Below are 19579 nucleotides of genomic sequence, written 5' to 3' on the forward strand. Positions count from 1 at the left end.
AGTGAACCGTCACGTTCGACGGGTGTCGGCTGAAATTATCGAGAGTGTTTTAGGCACGCCGAAAAATAGCAAAGTTTACGTGTGTTTAGGCTAGCCTAAAACATGAGCGTGGTAGCAGGCGAGTCGATGTTCACGATGCGACGATGGACTCCTCGGCTGTAGCGCCGCTCTCATAATCGAAGCTCCGGTTCGGGCTCGCACGCCGGGCCGCGAACCAAGTCACGAATCGAGATACGAATCATGAACCAGTGCGACGCGAGTGCGGTAGGCATCATCGCTCGCGTCGTCCCATATCACCGTCCGATACGACGGCTGGAATATGAAACCCAGCCATGAACAATGAAACAAACCCGGAATAGGGGGAGAACGGAAGAGACGGGGGTAAATCGCGGTAGCGGAGCGAGAACCAAAGCTCTTATCGGATATTAGGGGGACCTAAAAGCAAAGACGAGCAGCGAGGCAAACAGTGCTTCGCTGGAGGGAACGATGGAAGAAACCGAGGATGGAACGACACGTATGACGAAGGATACCGAGACGGGGATAGGAGCACGACTGGACGGCTCTCTGGTGATGCTCATCCTCGGCAGTATCGCCATCGTCGTGATTTCGGCGCTCGTGCAGGTCAGTTTCGGGGCGTACTCCACGACGCTCTCGCAGGCGTGGAACGCCGTCTTCAACCCGAAAGTGGTCACGAACCCGGACGTGCTCGGTGCGCTCCTGCTCGGCACGGAAATCCCGTCGAACGTGACGTTGAGCAATACGACGACGGTCATCTGGAGCCTCCGCCTGCCGCGCGTGTTCGTCGGTATCTTCGTCGGCGCGAACCTGGCCGTCTCGGGCGCGATATTTCAGGCCGTCACACGCAACGAACTGGCCAGTCCGTACATTCTCGGCGTCAGCCAAGGGGCCGGGTTGGCCGTCCTCCTCACCCTCGTCGTGTTCAGCGGACTCACCGTCTTCCTGCCGATTTTCGCCGCCGTGGGAGGTATCGCGGCGTTTATCGTCGTCTACATCATCGCGTGGAAGGGCGGAACGAGCCCCGTCCGTCTAGTCCTCGCAGGCGTCATCGTCGGCACCATTTGCTCGTCGTTGCAGCGCGGTCTGTTCTTCTTCGCACAGGACATCGGCGTGGTACAGACAGCCCTCTCGTGGACCACGGGGTCGCTCACCGGAACCGGGTGGGAACAGGTACGAATCATCCTCCTCCCGACGCTGGTGATACTCCCGCTCGCGATGTTGGCGTCCCGGCAGTTGAACGTCCTCCTGCTCGGCGAACGAACCGCCCGGTCGCTCGGAATGTCGGTCGAACGCATCCGGTTTGCGCTCTCGACGTTGGCGATTCTCGCCGCCAGTTCCGCGATTTCGGTCGCCGGAATCGTCGGCTTCGTCGGCCTCATCGTGCCGCACGTCGTCCGGAACATCGTCGGCAGCGACTACCGCAAACTCCTCGTCGGAAGCCTGTTCGCCGGACCCGCGCTGGTGGTCAGCGCGGACGTGGGCGCTCGCCTCGCACTCAACCCGATACAGATTCCGGTGGGAATCGTCACCGGACTGGTCGGCGGGCCGTACTTCCTCTATCTCATGCGGAAGCGCCAAAAGGTAGGTGAACTCTGATGACGCTGGATGGTGTGATCGAAGCCGGCAAGGGGAGGAAAGGATTTGAACGCGAACGAGCGACTGTGGTGCGAGTTTCTGGGGGTAGGGCGCATCAACCGGAGGAATCAGAATGAGTACAGGAATGAACGACGAACTGAACGATGAAACGAGCGACGAAACGGGCAAACAGGCCAGCGAACTGTTCGGCGAGGAGTTGGCGATAGGCTACCCGAACTCGGGAATCATCGTCGAGTGTGACTCCATCGTCCTCCCGAAGGGCGAAATCACCGCGCTCGTCGGCCCGAACGGGAGCGGCAAATCGACGCTGCTCAGGGCGCTCTCGCGGGAACTCGACCCGGAGAACGGTGCCGTCCGACTCGACGGCGAGGACATCCAGGCGTTCGGAACAAAGGAGTTGGCACGAAAGTTGGGCCTCCTCTCGCAGGAAAACGAGTCTCCCGGTGGCTTGACCGTTGAGGAACTCGCGTACTACGGACGCTATCCGCACCGCGGCTTCTTCGAGTCGAAAACGAACGAGGACCACCAAGCCGTCGAAACGGCCCTCGAACGCGCCGGCGTCACTCACCTGCGGGACGAGGCGATGAACAGCCTCAGCGGCGGCCAGCGACAACTCGCGTGGATAGCGATGGTTCTGGCACAGGAAACCGACGTTCTCCTGCTCGACGAACCGACGACGTATCTCGATTTGCGCCACCAGTTGCGCGTCCTCGAAGTCGTCCAAACCCTCGCCCGCGAGGAGGATTTGACCATCGGCATCGTCCTCCACGACATCTCGCAAGCCGCGCGCTACGCCGACAACCTCGTCGCGTTGCGCGACGGCGAACCGTACGACTGGGGACCGCCGGACGAAGTTGTCACCGAGGAACTCCTCGCCGACGTGTTCGGCGTCGAGGCGACGGTCGGACTCGGTCCCGACGGGCCGATAGTGAACCCACAGCAACCGCTCTGAATGCGGTGTGCGTGAGTTCGAGGGAGTTCAGTTCGATTGCAGTCCGAGTCAGGTACTCGTCCGGCAACCGATTGGTTGGAATACATTTTTAACAGCGGAAAGAGTATCGCCAGAAGACAGGACGGCACGAAGTAATGAATACAGTAGAGTATGCGGACCGACTCGCCGAGCACCCCTTCGGACGATTGGCGATACTCGTCGTCGGAATCGCCGTCTTCGGCGCGGCGATGGTGTCCTATCCACCGTTCAGGACCGTGGTCTGGTGGGGGCTCCCGACCATGTTCGTTCTCTTCGGCGTCAAGGAACTGTACCTCCACGGGGACAGCACCCTATCGTTAGTGGCCGGTTCCCTGTTCGTACTCGGCGGCATCAGTCGCGCACTGTACCAACTCGTCCCGATGGACGAATTCGCCGGGACGGTGGCAAACCTCGTTCCGCTCTTCGGAGTGTTCGCCATGATGTACGCACAGCACTACCGCGAAAACGAGTGACTTCCCCCGTGCGTAATTCGATTCTTCAGAGCGACTGCCACGTCCGCGGCGAGTCGTTCAGGCGCTCACAGCCGTCCTCCGTGACGACGACCAAATCCTCGATACGGACGCCGAACTCGCCGGGGAGGTAGATTCCGGGTTCGACGCTGAACACCATGCCGGGTTCGAGTTCCAACTCGTTGCCCTCGACGATGTACGGTCCTTCGTGGACGTCCAAGCCGACGCCGTGGCCCGTCCGGTGGATGAACTCCTCGCCGTAGCCGTAGGACTCGATGACCTCGCGGGCGGCGCGGTCCACCGACTCGGCGGTTGCTCCGGGTTGGACGGCCTCGACGCCCGCCCGCTCGGCTTCGAGAACGGCCTGATGAACCTGCTCGTACCCGTCCGGTGGGTCCCCGGCGAACACGACGGTTCGGGTCTGGTCGCCGGGATAGTCGCCGACGTACGCGCCAAAATCGAGGACCACCGGGTCGCCGTACCCTACCTTCCGGTCGCCGTGGCCGTGGTGGGGTTTCGCGCCGTTCGGGCCGGACCCGACGATGGTTCCGAAGGCGGGTTCGTCGCCGCCCGCGTCGGCCAGTCGGGACTCGATTTCGGCCGCGAGTTCGGTTTCGGTCATGCCGATGGCCTCCTCGCCGAGTTCCCGGACTTCGACGCTGGCGCGGTCCGCGGCTTCTCCGGCCCTCCGCAGAGCCTCGATTTCCGTCCCGTCCTTTCGCATTCGGAGCGGTTCGAGCACCTCGCTCGCCAGTCCGAACGTCGCGTCGGGGAGCGCACGCCGGAGGTCCTGCGTGAACAGCGCCCACATCGTGTCGTCCACGAGGATGCGGCCGCCGCGGAGGTCGAACTCGTCGGCGACGTCGTTCACGAGGGAGAGCGGATCGTCGCCGTCGCTCCACGTTCGAACGTCCGGAACCCACGACTCCTCGGTTATCTGTTCTCCGTACATGTCGGGGACGACGAAGACGGGGTCCCCCTGACTCGGGACGAACAGGAGGAGGTGGCGTTCGGCCGGATGTTCCTCGAATCCGGAGACGTAGAACAGGTTCGTACTCGGAAAGAGGACGAGCGCGTCGGCCTCGGTCGCCTGCAATCGCTGTTGGCTCCTTTGGGTTCGCTCCGCGAAAACGTCGGGCATGATTCGATTGTCGTCGCCGCTGTGGTAAAAGTTCACTCTTCGGTATCCTCGGCGGCGAACGTTCGATGGGTAATCGAGACTGAAAAAGCGGCAGCGAAGGGCGGAGAGCGGGCAAGGTTACGCGTTCGAAAAGCGATTCGTCGGAACGGCGGCCGGTTCAGACCGCGTCCGGTCCGCGTTTACCGGTTCGGACCTGACAGGCGTCGCTGACGGGCAGAACGAAAATCTTCCCGTCGCCGGGTTCGCCCGTCGAGGCGGCCTCTTGAATGGCCTCGACGACGTCTTCGGCCGGGGTGTCGGCGACGACGCACTCGATTTTGACCTTCTGGTGGAGGTCGACCACGTACTCCTCGCCGCGCCACTGGCTCTTCGTCGCCGGTTGACTGCCCCGTCCGGAGACGTTCGTGACGGTCAGACTCGGCGCGCCTGCTTCGACCAACGCCCGCTTGACGTTTTCCAGTCGAGCGGGGCGGATGATGGCGACGACCATTTCGATTCCGGAGTCGGCACTCATTTGTTCTCACCTCCGTCCGCGATGGCAGGGCCGTCCGCGGTCCCCGTCGGGGAACCGCCGCCGGTTTCGTCGAAGGATTCGACGAATTCGGGGTATGCCACGATGCCGTGTTCGGAGCTGTCGAGTCCGGTGTGCTCTTCCTTCTCGTCGACGCGCAGGCCGACGGTCACGTCGGCGAGCTTGAAGATGAGGTAGGACGTGACGAGCGTCCAAACGGTGATGACCAAGATACCGACGGTCTGCATGGTGAACTGTGCGAGCGAGAAGCCCGAGACGGCGAACACGGGAATGAGCCACGTACCGATGGCACCCGCGCTTCCGTGGACGCAGAAGACGCCACACACGTCGTCGACTTTGAGCGTGTCGACGACCCAGCGGTAGACGAGCGGAACCTGCACGCCCGCGATGACGCCGAGGGCGATGCCGCCGAACCACGTGACGTGGGGGACCGCGCCGGTCACGGCGACGAGGCCCGCGAGGAGGCCGTTGGCCGTGAACAGCGGGTCCGGCTTGCCTTCGAGGTACGTCGTCGTCAGCGCGGCGGCGACCGCGCCCGCACCCATTCCGAGGGTCGTGTTGAGCGCGACGCGACCGAGCGTGGCACCCGCGAACTGGAGGGCACCGTTCTCCACGGAGAGAACGCTGGCCTGCGTCCCGACGTTGAAGCCGTACCAGCCGAACGCCAGGATGAACGTTCCGAGCATGACGAGCGTCAGCGAGTGGCCGGGAATCGGCACGCTGTTGCCGTCCTTATCGAAGCGACCGCGACGAGGGCCGACCATGTACGCGCCCACGAGTCCGGCGATGCCGCCGAGCATGTGAACCACGGTCGCCCCTGCGAAGTCCATGTATCCCACGCCCGCGGCGATGCCGAAGGTGGAGCCAACTGCCTGTCCGAGGTAGCCGCCCGCGGAGAGCAGACCGCCGCCCCACGCGAAGCCCTGAACGACGGGGTAGATGACCGCCGTCAGCGCGATGGAGTAAAACAGGTAGGCTTTGAAGTGTAGCCGTTCCGCGACCGCACCGCTGACGATGGTGGCGGCGGTCATGGCGAACACCGCACCGAACAGCCAGCCGACCCACGCGCTCGGGTCGTTGATGTAGACGAACGCCTCCGCCATCGAGAACCCGCCGGACGAGGTGAGACCGGCGGCGACCGCCGCGATTCCCGAACCGACGAGGAAGTAGATGAGGACGCCGAGACACCAGTCCATCATGTTCTTCATCAGGACGTTAGCGACGTTCTTCGCGCGAACCTGTCCGGCCTCCAGCATGGCGAAGCCCGGCTGCATGAAGAAGATGAGGAACGAAACCGTGAGCACCCACACGGTGTTGATGCCCGTCGCGATTGAGGTCAAATCGACCATCAGTCACCACGCTCCTCGACCGGTTTTGAACAACCAATCATAACCGAATCGTTTACCTTTTCACCCGTTTCCGCTGTGTTTGTAATCCAACTCACGCTATAGACTCGTGATTCATAAGAATATAAACCTAAGTGTTTACAAATGACCGATTATCTCGGTACTTATTGACGATCGGTCAGTTCACAATCAGATATATTCTGTTTAAGGTTGTAAAGTGTCCAGAGATGCGTTTTTGCAGACGTGATAACCGGTCGTTCGTCAACAAACGTAGATGGGAAATTCCAGACAGTATTTGGAGGGGGTGCGCCTCGATGCGCACAGTGATCATACTGTGGCGGGTCGATGATTAAACACCTAAAACACAATCCGAGAAGTATGCATCAACCCACAAGAAACGTTTTATAGTGCCAGATTATTTCGTTATCACGTGAATACACCCACAAACGTTCCCAAATACACGCAAAATCTCCAACATTGTTTCACGCGTTCGCGTCAGTTCTCGATGAGGAACACGAACGTTCCGTACAACGGGGTGACAGGGACGTGACTTCGTCGTACCTCCCGCCGACCGAACTGCTGACCGACGAGAAGAATCTGGAGGCGACACACCAACAGCTCACCCTTTTCATCGAGGAGTACGTGGAGCGTTCGGGAACGAGCGGCGTCGTCGTCGGGATGAGCGGCGGGGTGGATTCCACGTTAACGGCGGCGCTCGCGGTCGATGCCCTCGGCCCGGACCGCGTGTTCGGGTTGTTGCTTCCCTGCAACAAGACCGCCGAGGTGGGAAGCCACGACGCCCTGACCGTCGCCGAAGCGCTCGGCATCGACTACGAGGAAGTTCACCTCCAACCGCTCATCCGGTGTTTCGAGCGCCTTCTGGTCGGCGACGAGGGACGCGACGAACGGATTCGTGCGCTCGGCAACACCACCGCGCGACTGCGCATGGCCTGTCTCTACTACACGGCGAACACGCAGTCGAAACTGGTCCTCGGGACCGGAAACCGTTCGGAACGGCTCCTCGGCTACTTCACGAAGTACGGGGACGGCGGGTGTGACCTCATTCCGTTGGCGAACCTCTACAAGACCGAGGTTCGGGCGCTCGCACGCCACATGGGACTGCCGTGCCGAATCGTCGAAAAGCCCTCGACGGCGGGATTGTGGGCCGAACAGACCGACGAGGGGGAGTTAGGTGCGACGTACGACTGCATCGACGCCGTGTTACACTACGTGGTTGACCGTCGCTACCGCGCCGAAACCGTCGCCGAGGAACTCGACATCCCGATAGAGACGGTCTGGGGGGTCCTCAACAAACACCTGGAGACCCATCACAAACGGCGTCTTCCTGCCACGCCCGGCCGGGAATCCGTCGAGTGAGGTGAGGAAACGACGGCGGTCACTCCCGTGGCTGGATGCTCGCCACGCTCGTCTCGCCCGTCGCCGGGTCAACGTGGACGTTGAACGTCCCCTCGTCCGCCGCCGCACGAACGATCCACGTGTTGGCCGCCCGATACGGGGTTTCCGTAACGGACACGTCGTCGTACCCCTCGTCGACGAGTGCGGCTTTGGCGATGTCGATCACCTCCTCCTCGGAGTCGATGGTCCGCAGGCCGGGAGAGCGAACGAGGAGGACGGGCACGACGGAGTGACGGGCAACGCGCTCCGCGACGCTTCCGAGGAGCACCCGACCCACGCCGGTTCGACCGTGAGTCCCCATCACGATGAGGTCGATGTCCCGTTCGTCGGCGTAGCCGAGGATACGGTCGGAGGGGCGTCCGTCCGTCACGTCGCCGACGACGTCGACGCCGTATTCGGCCGCCCGTTCGACGGCTTCGTCGGTGATGTGCTTTCCATCCGCTTCGAGTTCTGCCGCGTCCCCGACCAACTGTTGGCTGACGACGTGGAGGACGTACACCGTCGCGTCGTACTTGTCGGCGATGTCGATCGCGTGGCTCACCGCCCCCCGCGTTTCGCTTCCCCCATCGACCGGAACCAGGATACGTTCGTACATCGATGAACGTAGGACGCGAGTCGGTAAAAGTCGGGGTGATTTCCGGTTCGAATCGGCTGACTCGAACCGGGTCCTCGATTCGAACTCGACCGACCCCGACGGCTATAGCGACGGCGAACGTACGGAGTATCGGGTGGGGACCCAACGAAACGATGGATGGGAACAGAGCGTTGTTACGGAAGCGGGCGCGTCTCGCGTGGTGGGTGGTCGGCCTCGTCCTCGGAGTCGTCGTCCTGTTCGTGTTCTATTCGTTCGAGGGGACGTTCGTCCTCGGACTGTTCATGTACTACGCGACGCGACCGGTATACGACCGATTGGAACGCCGATTGGGCCATCCGGGGTTGACCGCGGTCGCGGCGCTCGTAACGGTCGCGCTCCCCGTCGTGATTCTCGTCTCCTATGCGGTCGCCGTGAGCGCGGTCGAAGTCGCCACGATCGCGGGACAGTCGTTGCAGGGCTACGAGGGCGTTCTGCAACCCTACCTCGACCTGTCGTCGCTGACGGTCCATCCCCGGCGAATCCTCGAACTGGCCCAGCAGAGCCAAGGGGAGTTCATGCGATTCGGCGGCCCGGAACTCCTTCGAACCGCCGCGGACGTGCTAGCGGCGTTCGGTACGGGACTCCTCCAGTTGTTCGTCGCGCTCGCGTTCGCCTTCTACCTGCTTCGGGACGACGACAAACTGGTTCGGTGGTTCGTCAGCGACATCGGTGGCGAACGGAGCACGGCGTACACCTACGTCGCGGCGGTGGACCGAAGTCTCCAGACCGTCTACTTCGGGAACATCCTCAACGCCTTCGTCGTCGGCCTCGCCGCCGCCGTGGTGTACAACCTCGCCAACGTCTTCGCGCCGCCGGGGCTCTCGGTTCCGCTTCCGACCCTCCTCGGGTTGCTGACCGGGGTCGCAAGCCTCGTTCCCATCGTCGGGACCAAACTCGTGTACGTTCCCATCGCTGCGTACCTCGTCGTCCGGTCGTTCGAAATCGGACCGAGAACGCTCTGGTTCCCCGCCGCGTTCGTCGCCCTGTTCATCGTCGTCATCGACATCGTGGCCGAGGTCATCATCCGTCCGTACATCACGGGCCCCGAACTTCACGTCGGTCTGATGCTGTTCGCGTACATCTTCGGTCCGCTCCTGTTCGGGTGGTACGGCCTGTTTTTCGGCCCGCTGTTGCTCGTCCTCCTCGTCCAGTTCAACCGCATCGTGCTCCCGGATTTGATGCAGGGAACTCCGATTCAGACACGGGAGGCCACGGACGCCATCGGAGGGGACGACTCGGAAAACGATGGCGAAGCGGGAGAACGAAACACGGCGGAGCGAGGGGAGGAAGGGGACGAACGAGCGGAGAAAAGCCGAAAGCGGTCGAAAACGAAACCGAAATCGGGAACGCAGACCGATGGGGAGTCGGAATCGTTCGAAGAGGGAACCAGCGACGGAGAATCGGACCGCGACGACGAGAACGACACGCCTCCACCCTGAGCGATCGAGCGTTAGAATCGGCGTTTGTATCAAATAACAATAGTAAATAATATACTATTGAGTTTCATCTATCAATAAAGAATGTCATTCGTGCGGAACCGGTATCGGGACGGTTGCGCTCGGGATTTCGAGGGGACGTTACGGGAACTGAAGCGACACGGATGCGTCCTGTTGATAACCGGCGCGGTGGCCGGAGACGTCACGTTGCAGGCGACACGGCGTCTCGCTGGCGACCCGCGGTGTGACCGAAAACGCGTCCTCGTCGCGACGCGACGGTCGGACGTGGATATCGCCGATGGCCTCCCACCGGGCGTGGAACGGAACGGTCCCGACGTTCGCGTCATTCGACCCCCCGATGTCGAGTTGAACGACTCGCCGACTGACGTCGGGCAGACCGAACTGCAATACATCCGGGCGGAACTCCTCAAAGCGGTCGGGTATTTCGACGACATCGCATCGGGACTGTCCCCCGCGGAACTCAGGGTCAGCATCGACTCGCTCGAAGGACTCCTCGAAACGAACGGCTACGGGACCGTGACGCGGTTTCTCCGGACGGTGATGGCACTCGTCCGAGGCGTCAGCGGAATCGGACACGTTCACCTGCCCGTCCCCGACGACTCGCGGACGGTCGCTCGGTTGTCGCCGCTGTTCGACGCGCGAATCGAACTCCGGCGTCGGGATCGGTTGGTCGCAGAACAGCGCTGGCACGTACCGATGGACGACAGGAGTACGGGGTGGGTCAAACTGTGATTTCGGGAATGGATTCAGTACTGTTCTTTCTCTAGGTCCTCCAGATGGCGTTGGATTCGTGGAAATTTCGAAACCTCCACGAACGCGTACTCCGCGCCGCCGAAGAACGAATCCGGAACTTCCGAGTCGGAGAGGTGCAGTTCGGGGTCGGAATCGACGTGGTTTACCTTCTGAAAGGGGATGACGCGGGCGAGTCCTGGGTCAGCGTTAAGACAGACGACTGCGTTTTCTTGGACGAGTACCGCATCGTACTCCTGTGCCTCGTATTCGTCTACCGCGAAGACCGTCGGCATGGGTGGAATAACGCGGAGAACGCTATTAAAATGAACCCGACCGAACTCGACCGACGACTGCGCGAGCGATTCGACGCACCCGAGGGTGCCCGCAGAGTCGTCGTTCGAGAGGCCCGCGACCTGTCGGACTCGGGGCAGTACCGAAAGCATTCGGGGATGGACCTCACCGCCGGGGCTATCGTCAGTCATCTGGAGGACGCACCGGACGACATGTCGCTTCCCGAGCGATGGAACTGGTGGGTCGGGTCGCTCGAAATCGCCTACGGTGGTTACACCGAATTTCTCATCATGCGATGGCAGGGACAGGAGTAACGACTCACGGCGGCAGTTGGCCCGTCACCATCAGATACGCGAGTCCGAACTGGAGCGCGTTGAACGCGCCGTGAATCAGCGACGGGACGACGAGGTTGCCGGTGTACTCGTAGGCCGCCCCGAGGACGGGCGAGAGAATGAACAGGATGGCGAGGTAGACGAACTTCCCCGCACCCTGCAACGAGAAGAAGTGAACGAACGCGAAGATGAGACTCGCCAGCGCGATGGCGGGCCACCGTCCGAACGACTCGCGGAGGCGTTCCTGCACGACACCGCGATACAGCAGTTCCTCGCCGGGGCCGATGAGGAGGAACGAGAGCGGAATCAGCAGGAGAAACACCCGCGGGTCCTGTTCGCCGATGTTGGCGAGTTCGTTCTGTGCCGACTGAATTCCGAACGTCGTGAGGACGATAGACACCACGATGAGGCCGCCGTAGAAGACGACGAACCCCCCGACGGTCCATCCGAGGTCCGAAAGCGTCGGGAACCGAACCCCAATGTACGAACGCCCGCGTCCGGTGTAGCGGAGGTACGCCAGCGCAAACACGCCGAATGAGACCCCTTGGCCCATGACGATGGAGACGGCGACCAACAGCGTCGGACTGGAGAGCAAGTCGATTCCGCCGGCCGAAAACACCAGTGCCGTGAGGAGGACGACGATGACCGCGAAGGCGTACCCGCCGAACCCCAACCCGGCGGCGACGAACACCGCGCGGGAACGCGCGTTCCACAAGGTCGTCATTCGTTTGCCTCTCGAAAATCCACGCCCGTTGCTCCCGTGATGACATGTCCCATCCCAATCTCCTCCGTTTCGGGGTTCGACGCGGAGGGTACTGACTATTGTGTAGAAATACTGTCTCGTTTGGCGTGGCAAGAAAGGCACGACGGCGACGTGATGGACTGGCAACCGAAAAACGAATTTCGTCGATCGAAAAAGAAACGAAGGCGGCCGGTGGTTGAAGCGAATCGAACCCTGTATTTTCGCCGATGGAAGCGATTGTAATCGGTAGGCACTGCCTACACGGGAGATTTCAAACCGGGGAGCGAGTGCGAATTCTACACGTGTTCGTCGAGGAAGGCGGCGATACGCTCGAACTCCTCGATGAGGTTTTCGCGCGAGGTGGTGTGATGACCCTCGTCCTCGAAGATGCAGGTTTCGACGGGAACGCCGCGCTCGCGGACCTTCTCGGCGATCTGTTCCGCTTCGCCGACCGGGACGCGGGGGTCGTTCGCGCCGTGCTGGATGAACAGCGGGCAGGAAATCCGGTCCGCCTCGTGAATCGGGCTGATTCGTTCGAGCAGGTCGGTATCGTCGAGGGACCCGTACTCCTGCTCGCGGTGGCTTCGTCGCCACTCGCCCGTGTTTTCGAGGAACGTCTCGAAGTCGGCGATGCCGACGAAATCCACGGCGGCGGCCCACAGGTCGGGGTACTCCGTAATCGCCGCGAGGACCATGAAGCCGCCGTAGGAACGGCCGTAGGCGACGATTCGGTCGGCGTCCACGGCGTCCCGCCCGTGAAGCCATTGGACCGCCGCCTCGATGTCGGCCACCGAATCCATCCGTTTGTCCGTGTCGTCCAATCGGGTGTAGGCCGTGCCGTACCCGCTCGACCCGCGGACGTTGGGTTCGAAAATCGCGTAGCCCTCCTGGAGAAAGTACTGCTTCATCGGGTAGAACCACGGTTGGCGCTGGTACTGCGGCCCGCCGTGGATGTCCACGATGACGGGCGTCTCGCCCGGTTTCGCGTTCGGCGGGAGCGTCCAGTAGGCCGGAATCTCCCGCCCGTCGAACGACTCGTATCGCACGATTTCGGGGTCGAGAAACGTCTCCCGAGGAATACCGAGCGTGCCGAAGTCCGTCCACCGCTCGGCGGTTCCGGTTTTCGGGTCGAAGACGAGAACGTTCTGCGGGTCGTCGCTGCGACTCATCGAGAGCGCACACTCGCCGTCGGGGCCGAAGCCTACACCGAAGACCACACCTGTCGGGAGGTTCGGTTCAGCAAACGGTTCGATGCTGTCGCCGTCCTCGGTCAATCGCCCCGCGTGAACCTCGGAGTAGCCATCGACGTTTCGAACCCACACCGCGCGGCCCGTTCTGCCGTGGAGCGAGAAGTGGGAGACGTTCCAGTTCCCCGCCTCCTCGACGACCGTGTGCGTGCCGTCGTGGAGGCCGAGTCGGCAGACGTAGGTCGTGTCCGCGCCGTGGTTCGTCACACAGTAGAGTTCGCCGTTCGGTCCGAACGTCACGTCGTGATATCGGACGTCCGCGTCGTCCGTGATTTTCCGGTGGTCGCCCGTCTCGGGGTCGAGGAGGAACAGGTTCTGGTCGAAACTGGCGTTCGCCCGCGAGAAGACGATTCCCGGTTTGCCCCACGCTTCGATGCTCAGGAACCCTCCCGGTCCCTCATGGACGAGCGTCGCGTCCGTCCCGTCCCGATCCTGCACGTACACGTCGAACGTCCCGCCGTCGCGGCGGTTGGCGACGAACACGGTTTCGTCGCCGTCGGGCCGCCACGCACCCCATCCGTGGATGGCTTCGGGGGTCGCCGTGAGTGCCGTTTCGATTCCCGTATCGAGGTCGTAGCGGTACAGTTGGTCGTGTTCGTCGCTGCCCGTGTCCATGCCGAAGACGACCTCCGAGCGGGTCGGGGAGGCGGAGACGAACGAGACGCGTTCGTCGTGGGCAGTCAGACGGGACGGAAACGATCCCGGTTCGTCGAGCGACCAAACCTGCGGCGTCCCCGTCGTGTCAGCGAGGTAGACGAGCGTTCCGTCGACGGTCATGGTCGGCGAACTGGCCGAATCGATACCGAGATAACGCGTGAGTGGATGGCGAGCGTCCGACATACCACAGTCTGTGAAGGGTGACGGCAAAAGAATTCGGCTCGGGTGCCTCCGTGACCGGTTTTTCGGAAAGACCTATCCTGATGCGTGACTTTCATGTATGGCAAGGGTTCGGGTGAGGTCGTCCAGCCTGCGCCAGCAACCACCTCCGACAGATGTCCTCTGACCTCCTCCTCGTGTCGGCGTCGATAATCGCGCTCGGAGCCGTGTCGAAGCTTCTCGCCGACAAGTACGGGATTCCGAACGTGGTGTTCCTGTTGGGTTTCGGCATCCTGTTCGGCCCGGAGGGGGTCGGTCTCATCGACCCCGCGCTGTTCGACGACTCGCTTTCGGCCCTCGTCGGACTGGCGGTCGCGATCATCATCTTCGAGGGGGCGTTCACGCTCTCCGCGTCGGAGATGCGTGAGACGCCGAAATCGACGCTTCGGCTCGTGACGGTCGGTGCGGGCCTGACGTTCCTCGCCCTCGGGGGACTCGTTCACTTCTTCCTCTCGATTCAGTGGAACCTCTCGTTTCTCATCGCGGCGCTCCTGGTGGCGACGGGACCGACGGTCGTCACGCCGATACTGGACCAAATAGAGGTGCGAGAGGGCGTAAAGAACCTCTTGGAGGCGGAGGGCGTCATCAACGACGTGACCGCCTCCGTGCTTGGAACGGTCATCTTCAGCGTCGCGGTGTTGCGAATCGACCCCTTCGGGGGGGACGTCAGGATCGATGTCGTCCTCGACTTCGTGGAGCGAATCGGAACCGGCGTCCTCATCGGAATACTGACGGCGCTGGTGGCGGGGTACGTACTCCGATACCTGAGCCGCTCGCCGCAGAACTCCCGGATCACGGTGATCGGTACGGCGCTGATTTCGTTCGCCATCGCGGACGCGTTCGCCGCCGAGGCGGGTGTCGTGACCGTGGCGGTCGCCGGACTCATTTTGGGGAGTATCGATATCCCCTTCGACGATGAAATCGCGGGGTTCAGCGGCGACATTACGTCGATAGTGCTGAGCGTGGTGTACATCATCCTCGCCTCCTTGCTGGACTTACATCACCTCCTCACGCTGGGGTTGGGCGGCCTCGCCATCGTCATCCTGACGATGCTCGTCGTTCGCCCGCTCTCGGTCTTCCTCTCGACGACGGGGACGCAGTTCACGCGAAACGAACGCATGTTCGTCGCCGCCGTCGGCCCGCGCGGAATCATCCCGGCCTCCACCGCGACGCTGTTTTCCCTCCAACTCGCCAACGCGGGAGTCCCGAACGCGACGAGCGTCGTCCACGTGGTGTTCCTCGTCATCCTCGTGACCGTCATCGTGGAGGCTGGCGGGGCACCGTTGGCGGCGAAAGCACTCGATATCATACCCATGACCGTACTCATCATCGGCGGCAGTCGGACCGGACAGCTGTTGGCTGACAGACTCGAAGAGCGCGGCGAAAATCCCGTCATCATCGAACGCGACGATGGGGCAATCACCGAACTCCGGCGGGCAGGGTATTCGGTCGTGGGGGGCAACGGAACGAACGCCGCCGTCCTCGAAGAGGCGGGGGCGGAGCGGGCGAAGATGGTCGTCGCGGCGACGAGCGACGACGACCAGAACATCCTCGCCTGCCAGACGGCGCGGACGAACTTCGGGATTCAGCGGCTCATCGCACAGGTGAACAAACCCGAGAACGCGGAGGCGTTCGAGGACCTCGGCGTGCAAGCGGTGACGCCGGTGACTGCCACGGTGGACACGATGGACGATCTGATACTCCGACCGAACTTCTCCGACTGGCTGTCGGCGGTCGGGGACGAGAACGATATCGCCGAAGTAGTGGTCGAATCGACGTCGGCCGCCGGACGGCAGATACGGGACGTCGAACTGCACGATGACGCCGTCATCGCGCTCATCCGACAGGACGGCGAGTTCGTCATCCCGAAACCGACGCTCGTCCTTCAGCAGGGGGATTTGGTGACGCTCATCGGGAAACGGAAAGCGGTCGAACGGAGCGTTTCGATGTTGGAGTAGCCGGATTCGACGTCGGTTCACCGCACCCCGTATTTATACCGTCGCCACGCATTGCTGGCACCAACGACACGAACGATGGACGAATCAGCCCACCCACCTCCGGTCGAGCACCTCGCGGAACTGGTCGATGCCGGGGCATACGACGACGCAATCGCGTGTCTGGAGCGGTTCGAGACGGCACCGACGGAGGAGCGAAAAGCCGCCCTCGGGACCCTCCGGCGCTTCGAAGCGGACGAGTCGGCCGTGGGACCGCTTCTGCCGACCCTGTCGCCGTTTTTCACCGACGAGGAGCGTTCGGTCCGATTGAAGACGGCGAAGCTGTTCGTCGCCGTTTCCGAACGCGACCCAGACGCCGTGGTTTCGATACTTCCCGTGCTGACCGACCGTCTCGCCGACCCGGACGAGTTCTACTACGTTCGCGCTCGGGCGGCCGAAGCATTGGGGAACGTCGCGCTCGAACACGCGGACGAAGTCGCCTCACCCGCCGTCGTCGCCGAGTTACAGATAGGGCTGTCGTTCGACGAACCGGAAGTGAAGGAGAAGTTGGCGAAGGCGCTCGCGGACATCGCGCTGAGCGACCCGGATCGCCTCGACCACCGCGTGCCGAACCTCGCGGAGCATCTCGGCGACGACGACGAACTCGTCCGCTACTATCTCTGTACGGCGCTCGCGGCCGTCGGGTGTGCGGCACCGGAGGCGCTCGCCGAGGAAGCCGACGCACTCGCGGCACGGTTGGGCGACGAAAACGACTACGTCCGGGGACGGGCCGCCGAGGCGGTCGGTCTCCTCGCCCGCGCCGATGGCGGCGATTCGCTGTCGCCGGAAACGACATCGCGGTTGCGCGAGGGGTGCGATAACGAGACGGCGTTCGTCCGCGGCAGGGCGCGGTTTGCGCTCGATGCGATGGACGGACGCGAACGACCATCCGAGGGGAGTATCGAGGTGGGAGCGCTCGACGGACTCCGTGCGACGACGGACGAGGCGGTCGAAGAGATAACGTCGCCGGACGGGGACGGCGTGTGCCCGAGTTGCGGCCTTTCGCTTCCGGATTTCGGGCCGCCGATGTGTCCTCGCTGCGGGTCGCCGTATTAAATACGCAGTCGTTTAGGCAGACCTAAAAATTCGAAACCGTTTTATGACTTTAGGCGAGCCTAAAAGGTATGTCGAGAGAGTTCACGACAGATTCGGGACGGACGCGGAGAGAGTACGTGAAATACGGCGGCGTGATACTCGGCGGGAGTCTGCTCGCCGGTTGTGCGGGAGATTCGGAATCGAAAACGGCATCGACGACGGATGACACGACGGACACGACGAGTTCGTCCGACGGGACCACGAAGACCGAGGACGAATCCTACTCGGTTTCGATGGCACCGGCCGGGAAAGTCACGTTCGAATCGGTCCCCGGTAAGTGGGTCGCGTACGGCGGCGGCTACGCCGACATGGGCGTCGCACTCGGCAAAGCCGACGGAATGACGGGAATCGGCGGCGCGGCCCGATACTACACGGAGTTCTACGACGAGTTGCCCGGCGTGAGCGTGGACCGAAAAAAGCTCGAAAACAACGATATCGGCGAGGCCGGGATGGGAAAAGAGCTGTTCTACGAACTCGACAGCGACGTCCACGTCATGGACCCGAAGATGCTCGTTAACTGGTTCGACTGGAGCGAGAAGGACGTCGAGGAGATAACGAAGAACGTCGGCCCGTTCGTGGGGAACCTCATCTTCCGCCGCGAGGACGAGTGGCACGACTACCGGTACTACACCCTCTACGAGGCGTTCGAGAAGATAGCACAGCTTTTCCAGGAGCGGGAACGGTACGAGGCGTTCGAAACGCTGCACGACGAGTTCATCGCCGAGATACAAACCGAACTTCCCCCGGCCGACGAGCGCCCGAACGTGTTGCTCGTGTACGAGGGGAGTAACGAACCGGAGAAGTTCTCGCCGTACCGACTCAATGACAAGGGGACCAGCAAGAAGCAGTGGCGCGACCTCGGCGTCAGCGACGCGCTCGCGAGCAGCGGCATCGACGGCATCAGCACCACCGACCGCGGGCGAATCGATTACGAGACGATGCTCGAAATCGACCCCGACGTGATCATGCTGCGCGCACACGAGCGCCAGTCCGCGACGGAGTTCCGAAACACCGTCCTCGAGTTCATGCGAGACCACCCGGTCGCGAGCGAACTGACGGCCGTTCAGAACGGGCGCGTGTACCGCGGCGGCTACCTCTACCAGGGACCGATTCACAACCTCTTCCTGACCGAACGCGCGGCGAAACAGCTGTATCCCGACACGTTCGGCGACGTAACTGGCGACGACGAACTGTTCGACCGCCAGCGCGTCGCGGACATCGTCAACGGAGAGCTCTGATGGCAGGCGACGAGGACACGCCCCGAAGCGACACGCTACCGCGTCGCGAGTACATCAGATACGGCGGTGTCATCGTCGGTGGGGGCCTGCTGGCCGGGTGTGCAAGCGATTCCGGAACGGACGCCAGCGGTACGGAGACGACGACCGGAAGCGGGAGCGAAACGGACGACGGAACGGGGACCACGAGCGACGACGAAACGACGACCGAATCCGACGGGTCCTACACGGTGTCGATGGAACCCGTCGGCGACGTGGAGTTCGAATCGGTTCCCGAACGATGGTCGAACCCCGGCGGCCCCGCGTACCTCGATATGGCCATCGCGCTCGGGAAGCAGGACGGCCTCGCCGCCACCGGATTCGGACTGTTTCCGACCGTGGCGTTCGAGGCGACCGGCGTCCCCATCGACGTGGACCCGGACGAGGTACCCGTCATCTGGCAGGACGGCGGCTTCGACAAGGAAGTGTTCTACGAGGCCGACTCGGACGTCCACTTGGCCGACCCCAACTATCTCAAGGCGTACGGCATGTCGCAGGGGGACATCGACGAGGTGGCAGAAAACGTCGGCCCGTTCTTCGGCGCGTACAGCGCACGGGAGTACGACTGGAACGGCGACTACATGGTCTCGCTGTACGACCTCTTCGACAAGGTTGCGGCCGTGTTCCGCGAGGAGGAACGCGGCGAGAGGTTCCGGCAACTACACGCAGAGATGATGGAGCGTATCGAGAAACGACTGCCGTCGAAGGCCGACCGGCCGACCGTCGGCGTCCTCTTCGTCGGGTCGAACCCCGAGAAAGGGTCGTTTCAGCTCCTTCAACTCCGCGAACACGGGTTCCGGCAGATGCACTACCGCGATGCGGGATTCGACGACGCGTGGGGCGAGATGGACATCGAGGCCGGAGACTATCCCACCGTCGGATACGAGACGCTGTTGGAAGTGGACCCCGACGCGCTCATCTACGACGCGCACATCCCGTCGAAATTGGAATCGACGGAACTCCGCGGGACCGACGAGTGGCGTCAAGCGTACCTCGAATCCATGCGGGAAAACGGCGTCGGGAGTCAGCTAACGGCGGTGGAAAACGACGCCGTCTATCCCGGCGGCCCGCCGCAGGCGGGACCCCTGCTCAACCTGTTCAACACCGAACGGACCGTCAAGCAGGTGTATCCCGACGAGTTCGGCGCGAGCGAGAAACTGTTCGACCGCCAGCGGGTGGCGGACATCGTCGAGGGGGAGTTCTAACATGACGAACGACGACACGATCCCGACCGACGCATCGACGCGGCGGGATTCTCACGAGCGTCAGCGAGTGATAAGTCGTCGGGGAAGTGAGCGAAGCGAACGGACCCGACGGGATTCCCGCGAACGAAGCGAGGGGGAAGCCGTCGAGGAAGAGAGGCTGTTGACCTCTCTTCCTCGACGAGAGTACATCAAGGGCACCGGCACGCTGGTC

At 62.6% G+C, this 19579-nt stretch carries 18 protein-coding genes; 11 read left to right on the forward strand and 7 right to left on the reverse strand.

The annotated features are described in order from the left end of the window. Nucleotides 1–516: 516 nt before the first annotated feature. The 3 genes from LJF34_RS19850 to LJF34_RS19860 all read left to right on the forward strand — a co-directional run bounded on the left by LJF34_RS19850 (nucleotide 517) and on the right by LJF34_RS19860 (nucleotide 3057). Complete coding sequence (locus LJF34_RS19850; RefSeq protein ID WP_231187115.1) at nucleotides 517–1614, forward strand: iron ABC transporter permease; 1098 nt, start codon at nucleotides 517–519, stop codon at nucleotides 1612–1614. Between the two features lie 124 nt (nucleotides 1615–1738). Beyond that, a complete protein-coding gene (locus LJF34_RS19855) occupies nucleotides 1739–2566 on the forward strand; it encodes an ABC transporter ATP-binding protein (RefSeq protein WP_231187259.1) in 828 nt (275 codons plus the stop codon). 134 nt (nucleotides 2567–2700) lie between these two features. Beyond that, the gene (locus LJF34_RS19860) at nucleotides 2701–3057 is read left to right on the forward strand and encodes a hypothetical protein (RefSeq protein ID WP_231187117.1); all 357 of its coding nucleotides are present in this window, start codon (nucleotides 2701–2703) and stop codon (nucleotides 3055–3057) included. 25 nt (nucleotides 3058–3082) lie between these two features. On the opposite strand, the gene LJF34_RS19865 is transcribed toward LJF34_RS19860, so the two are convergent. From LJF34_RS19865 to amt, 3 genes are all read right to left on the reverse strand, one after another. Continuing rightward, nucleotides 3083–4195, reverse strand: a complete 1113-nt coding sequence (locus tag LJF34_RS19865) for a Xaa-Pro peptidase family protein (protein WP_231187119.1) — start codon at nucleotides 4193–4195, stop codon at nucleotides 3083–3085. A gap of 157 nt (nucleotides 4196–4352) precedes the next feature. Next, nucleotides 4353–4709, reverse strand: a complete 357-nt coding sequence (locus LJF34_RS19870) for a P-II family nitrogen regulator (protein ID WP_255666286.1) — start codon at nucleotides 4707–4709, stop codon at nucleotides 4353–4355. Further along, the gene (gene amt, locus LJF34_RS19875; RefSeq protein ID WP_231187121.1) at nucleotides 4706–6076 is read right to left on the reverse strand and encodes an ammonium transporter; all 1371 of its coding nucleotides are present in this window, start codon (nucleotides 6074–6076) and stop codon (nucleotides 4706–4708) included. The genes LJF34_RS19870 and amt overlap by 4 nt, the downstream gene beginning before the upstream one ends. Before the next feature lie 543 nt (nucleotides 6077–6619). On the opposite strand from amt, the gene LJF34_RS19880 reads away from it, so the two are divergent. Beyond that, nucleotides 6620–7450: an NAD+ synthase gene (locus LJF34_RS19880; RefSeq protein WP_231187123.1), complete on the forward strand. Its 831-nt coding sequence runs from the start codon at nucleotides 6620–6622 to the stop codon at nucleotides 7448–7450. 19 nt (nucleotides 7451–7469) lie between these two features. On the opposite strand, the gene LJF34_RS19885 is transcribed toward LJF34_RS19880, so the two are convergent. Further along, complete coding sequence (locus tag LJF34_RS19885; RefSeq protein WP_231187125.1) at nucleotides 7470–8084, reverse strand: universal stress protein; 615 nt, start codon at nucleotides 8082–8084, stop codon at nucleotides 7470–7472. Nucleotides 8085–8236: 152 nt separating this feature from the next. On the opposite strand from LJF34_RS19885, the gene LJF34_RS19890 reads away from it, so the two are divergent. Beyond that, on the forward strand, nucleotides 8237–9562 hold the full coding sequence (locus tag LJF34_RS19890) for an AI-2E family transporter (protein WP_231187127.1): 1326 nt from the start codon (nucleotides 8237–8239) through the stop codon (nucleotides 9560–9562). Nucleotides 9563–9643: 81 nt separating this feature from the next. Then, a complete protein-coding gene (locus LJF34_RS19895) occupies nucleotides 9644–10312 on the forward strand; it encodes a hypothetical protein (RefSeq protein ID WP_231187129.1) in 669 nt (222 codons plus the stop codon). Between the two features lie 14 nt (nucleotides 10313–10326). Here LJF34_RS19895 and LJF34_RS19900 read toward each other — a convergent pair whose 3' ends face one another. Then, entirely contained in the window at nucleotides 10327–10605 is a 279-nt protein-coding gene (locus LJF34_RS19900; RefSeq protein ID WP_231187131.1) for a hypothetical protein, read from the reverse strand. Nucleotides 10606–10635: 30 nt separating this feature from the next. On the opposite strand from LJF34_RS19900, the gene LJF34_RS19905 reads away from it, so the two are divergent. Next, nucleotides 10636–10917, forward strand: coding sequence for a hypothetical protein (locus LJF34_RS19905; protein WP_231187133.1), 282 nt, complete (start codon nucleotides 10636–10638; stop codon nucleotides 10915–10917). 4 nt (nucleotides 10918–10921) lie between these two features. On the opposite strand, the gene LJF34_RS19910 is transcribed toward LJF34_RS19905, so the two are convergent. Together LJF34_RS19910 and LJF34_RS19915 are read right to left on the reverse strand one after the other, a co-directional pair. Next, nucleotides 10922–11659, reverse strand: coding sequence for a type II CAAX endopeptidase family protein (locus LJF34_RS19910; protein ID WP_231187135.1), 738 nt, complete (start codon nucleotides 11657–11659; stop codon nucleotides 10922–10924). Nucleotides 11660–11973: 314 nt separating this feature from the next. Next, the gene (locus LJF34_RS19915; RefSeq protein WP_231187137.1) at nucleotides 11974–13764 is read right to left on the reverse strand and encodes a S9 family peptidase; all 1791 of its coding nucleotides are present in this window, start codon (nucleotides 13762–13764) and stop codon (nucleotides 11974–11976) included. Between the two features lie 152 nt (nucleotides 13765–13916). Between LJF34_RS19915 and LJF34_RS19920 the strand changes: the two genes are divergently transcribed. The 4 genes from LJF34_RS19920 to LJF34_RS19935 all read left to right on the forward strand — a co-directional run bounded on the left by LJF34_RS19920 (nucleotide 13917) and on the right by LJF34_RS19935 (nucleotide 19368). Then, nucleotides 13917–15758 carry a cation:proton antiporter gene (locus LJF34_RS19920; RefSeq protein WP_231187139.1) on the forward strand — a complete coding sequence of 614 codons (1842 nt, stop codon included), beginning with the start codon at nucleotides 13917–13919 and terminating at the stop codon, nucleotides 15756–15758. Between the two features lie 75 nt (nucleotides 15759–15833). Then, nucleotides 15834–16850 carry a HEAT repeat domain-containing protein gene (locus LJF34_RS19925; RefSeq protein WP_231187141.1) on the forward strand — a complete coding sequence of 339 codons (1017 nt, stop codon included), beginning with the start codon at nucleotides 15834–15836 and terminating at the stop codon, nucleotides 16848–16850. 68 nt (nucleotides 16851–16918) lie between these two features. Next, nucleotides 16919–18127, forward strand: a complete 1209-nt coding sequence (locus tag LJF34_RS19930; RefSeq protein ID WP_231187143.1) for an ABC transporter substrate-binding protein — start codon at nucleotides 16919–16921, stop codon at nucleotides 18125–18127. Beyond that, nucleotides 18127–19368 carry an ABC transporter substrate-binding protein gene (locus LJF34_RS19935; RefSeq protein WP_231187145.1) on the forward strand — a complete coding sequence of 414 codons (1242 nt, stop codon included), beginning with the start codon at nucleotides 18127–18129 and terminating at the stop codon, nucleotides 19366–19368. Before LJF34_RS19930 ends, LJF34_RS19935 begins: the two co-directional genes overlap by 1 nt. Nucleotides 19369–19579 lie beyond the last annotated feature (211 nt).

This window comes from Haladaptatus sp. DYF46, assembly GCF_021083305.1.
Lineage (GTDB): Archaea > Halobacteriota > Halobacteria > Halobacteriales > Haladaptataceae > Haladaptatus.

Excerpts from the sequence above, each read along its gene's own strand:
- LJF34_RS19895 (WP_231187129.1), top strand. The coding sequence starts at position 9,644 with ATGTCATTCGTGCGGAACCGGTATCGGGACGGTTGCGCTCGGGATTTC.
- LJF34_RS19850 (WP_231187115.1), top strand. The coding sequence starts at position 517 with ATGACGAAGGATACCGAGACGGGGATAGGAGCACGACTGGACGGCTCT.
- amt (WP_231187121.1), bottom strand. The coding sequence starts at position 6,076 with ATGGTCGATTTGACCTCAATCGCGACGGGCATCAACACCGTGTGGGTG.
- LJF34_RS19925 (WP_231187141.1), top strand. The coding sequence starts at position 15,834 with ATGGACGAATCAGCCCACCCACCTCCGGTCGAGCACCTCGCGGAACTG.
- LJF34_RS19860 (WP_231187117.1), top strand. The coding sequence starts at position 2,701 with ATGAATACAGTAGAGTATGCGGACCGACTCGCCGAGCACCCCTTCGGA.
- LJF34_RS19865 (WP_231187119.1), bottom strand. The coding sequence starts at position 4,195 with ATGCCCGACGTTTTCGCGGAGCGAACCCAAAGGAGCCAACAGCGATTG.
- LJF34_RS19890 (WP_231187127.1), top strand. The coding sequence starts at position 8,237 with ATGGATGGGAACAGAGCGTTGTTACGGAAGCGGGCGCGTCTCGCGTGG.
- LJF34_RS19885 (WP_231187125.1), bottom strand. The coding sequence starts at position 8,084 with ATGTACGAACGTATCCTGGTTCCGGTCGATGGGGGAAGCGAAACGCGG.
- LJF34_RS19855 (WP_231187259.1), top strand. The coding sequence starts at position 1,739 with ATGAACGACGAACTGAACGATGAAACGAGCGACGAAACGGGCAAACAG.
- LJF34_RS19910 (WP_231187135.1), bottom strand. The coding sequence starts at position 11,659 with ATGACGACCTTGTGGAACGCGCGTTCCCGCGCGGTGTTCGTCGCCGCC.
- LJF34_RS19870 (WP_255666286.1), bottom strand. The coding sequence starts at position 4,709 with ATGAGTGCCGACTCCGGAATCGAAATGGTCGTCGCCATCATCCGCCCC.
- LJF34_RS19935 (WP_231187145.1), top strand. The coding sequence starts at position 18,127 with ATGGCAGGCGACGAGGACACGCCCCGAAGCGACACGCTACCGCGTCGC.
- LJF34_RS19930 (WP_231187143.1), top strand. The coding sequence starts at position 16,919 with ATGTCGAGAGAGTTCACGACAGATTCGGGACGGACGCGGAGAGAGTAC.
- LJF34_RS19915 (WP_231187137.1), bottom strand. The coding sequence starts at position 13,764 with ATGTCGGACGCTCGCCATCCACTCACGCGTTATCTCGGTATCGATTCG.
- LJF34_RS19900 (WP_231187131.1), bottom strand. The coding sequence starts at position 10,605 with ATGCCGACGGTCTTCGCGGTAGACGAATACGAGGCACAGGAGTACGAT.
- LJF34_RS19920 (WP_231187139.1), top strand. The coding sequence starts at position 13,917 with ATGTCCTCTGACCTCCTCCTCGTGTCGGCGTCGATAATCGCGCTCGGA.
- LJF34_RS19905 (WP_231187133.1), top strand. The coding sequence starts at position 10,636 with ATGAACCCGACCGAACTCGACCGACGACTGCGCGAGCGATTCGACGCA.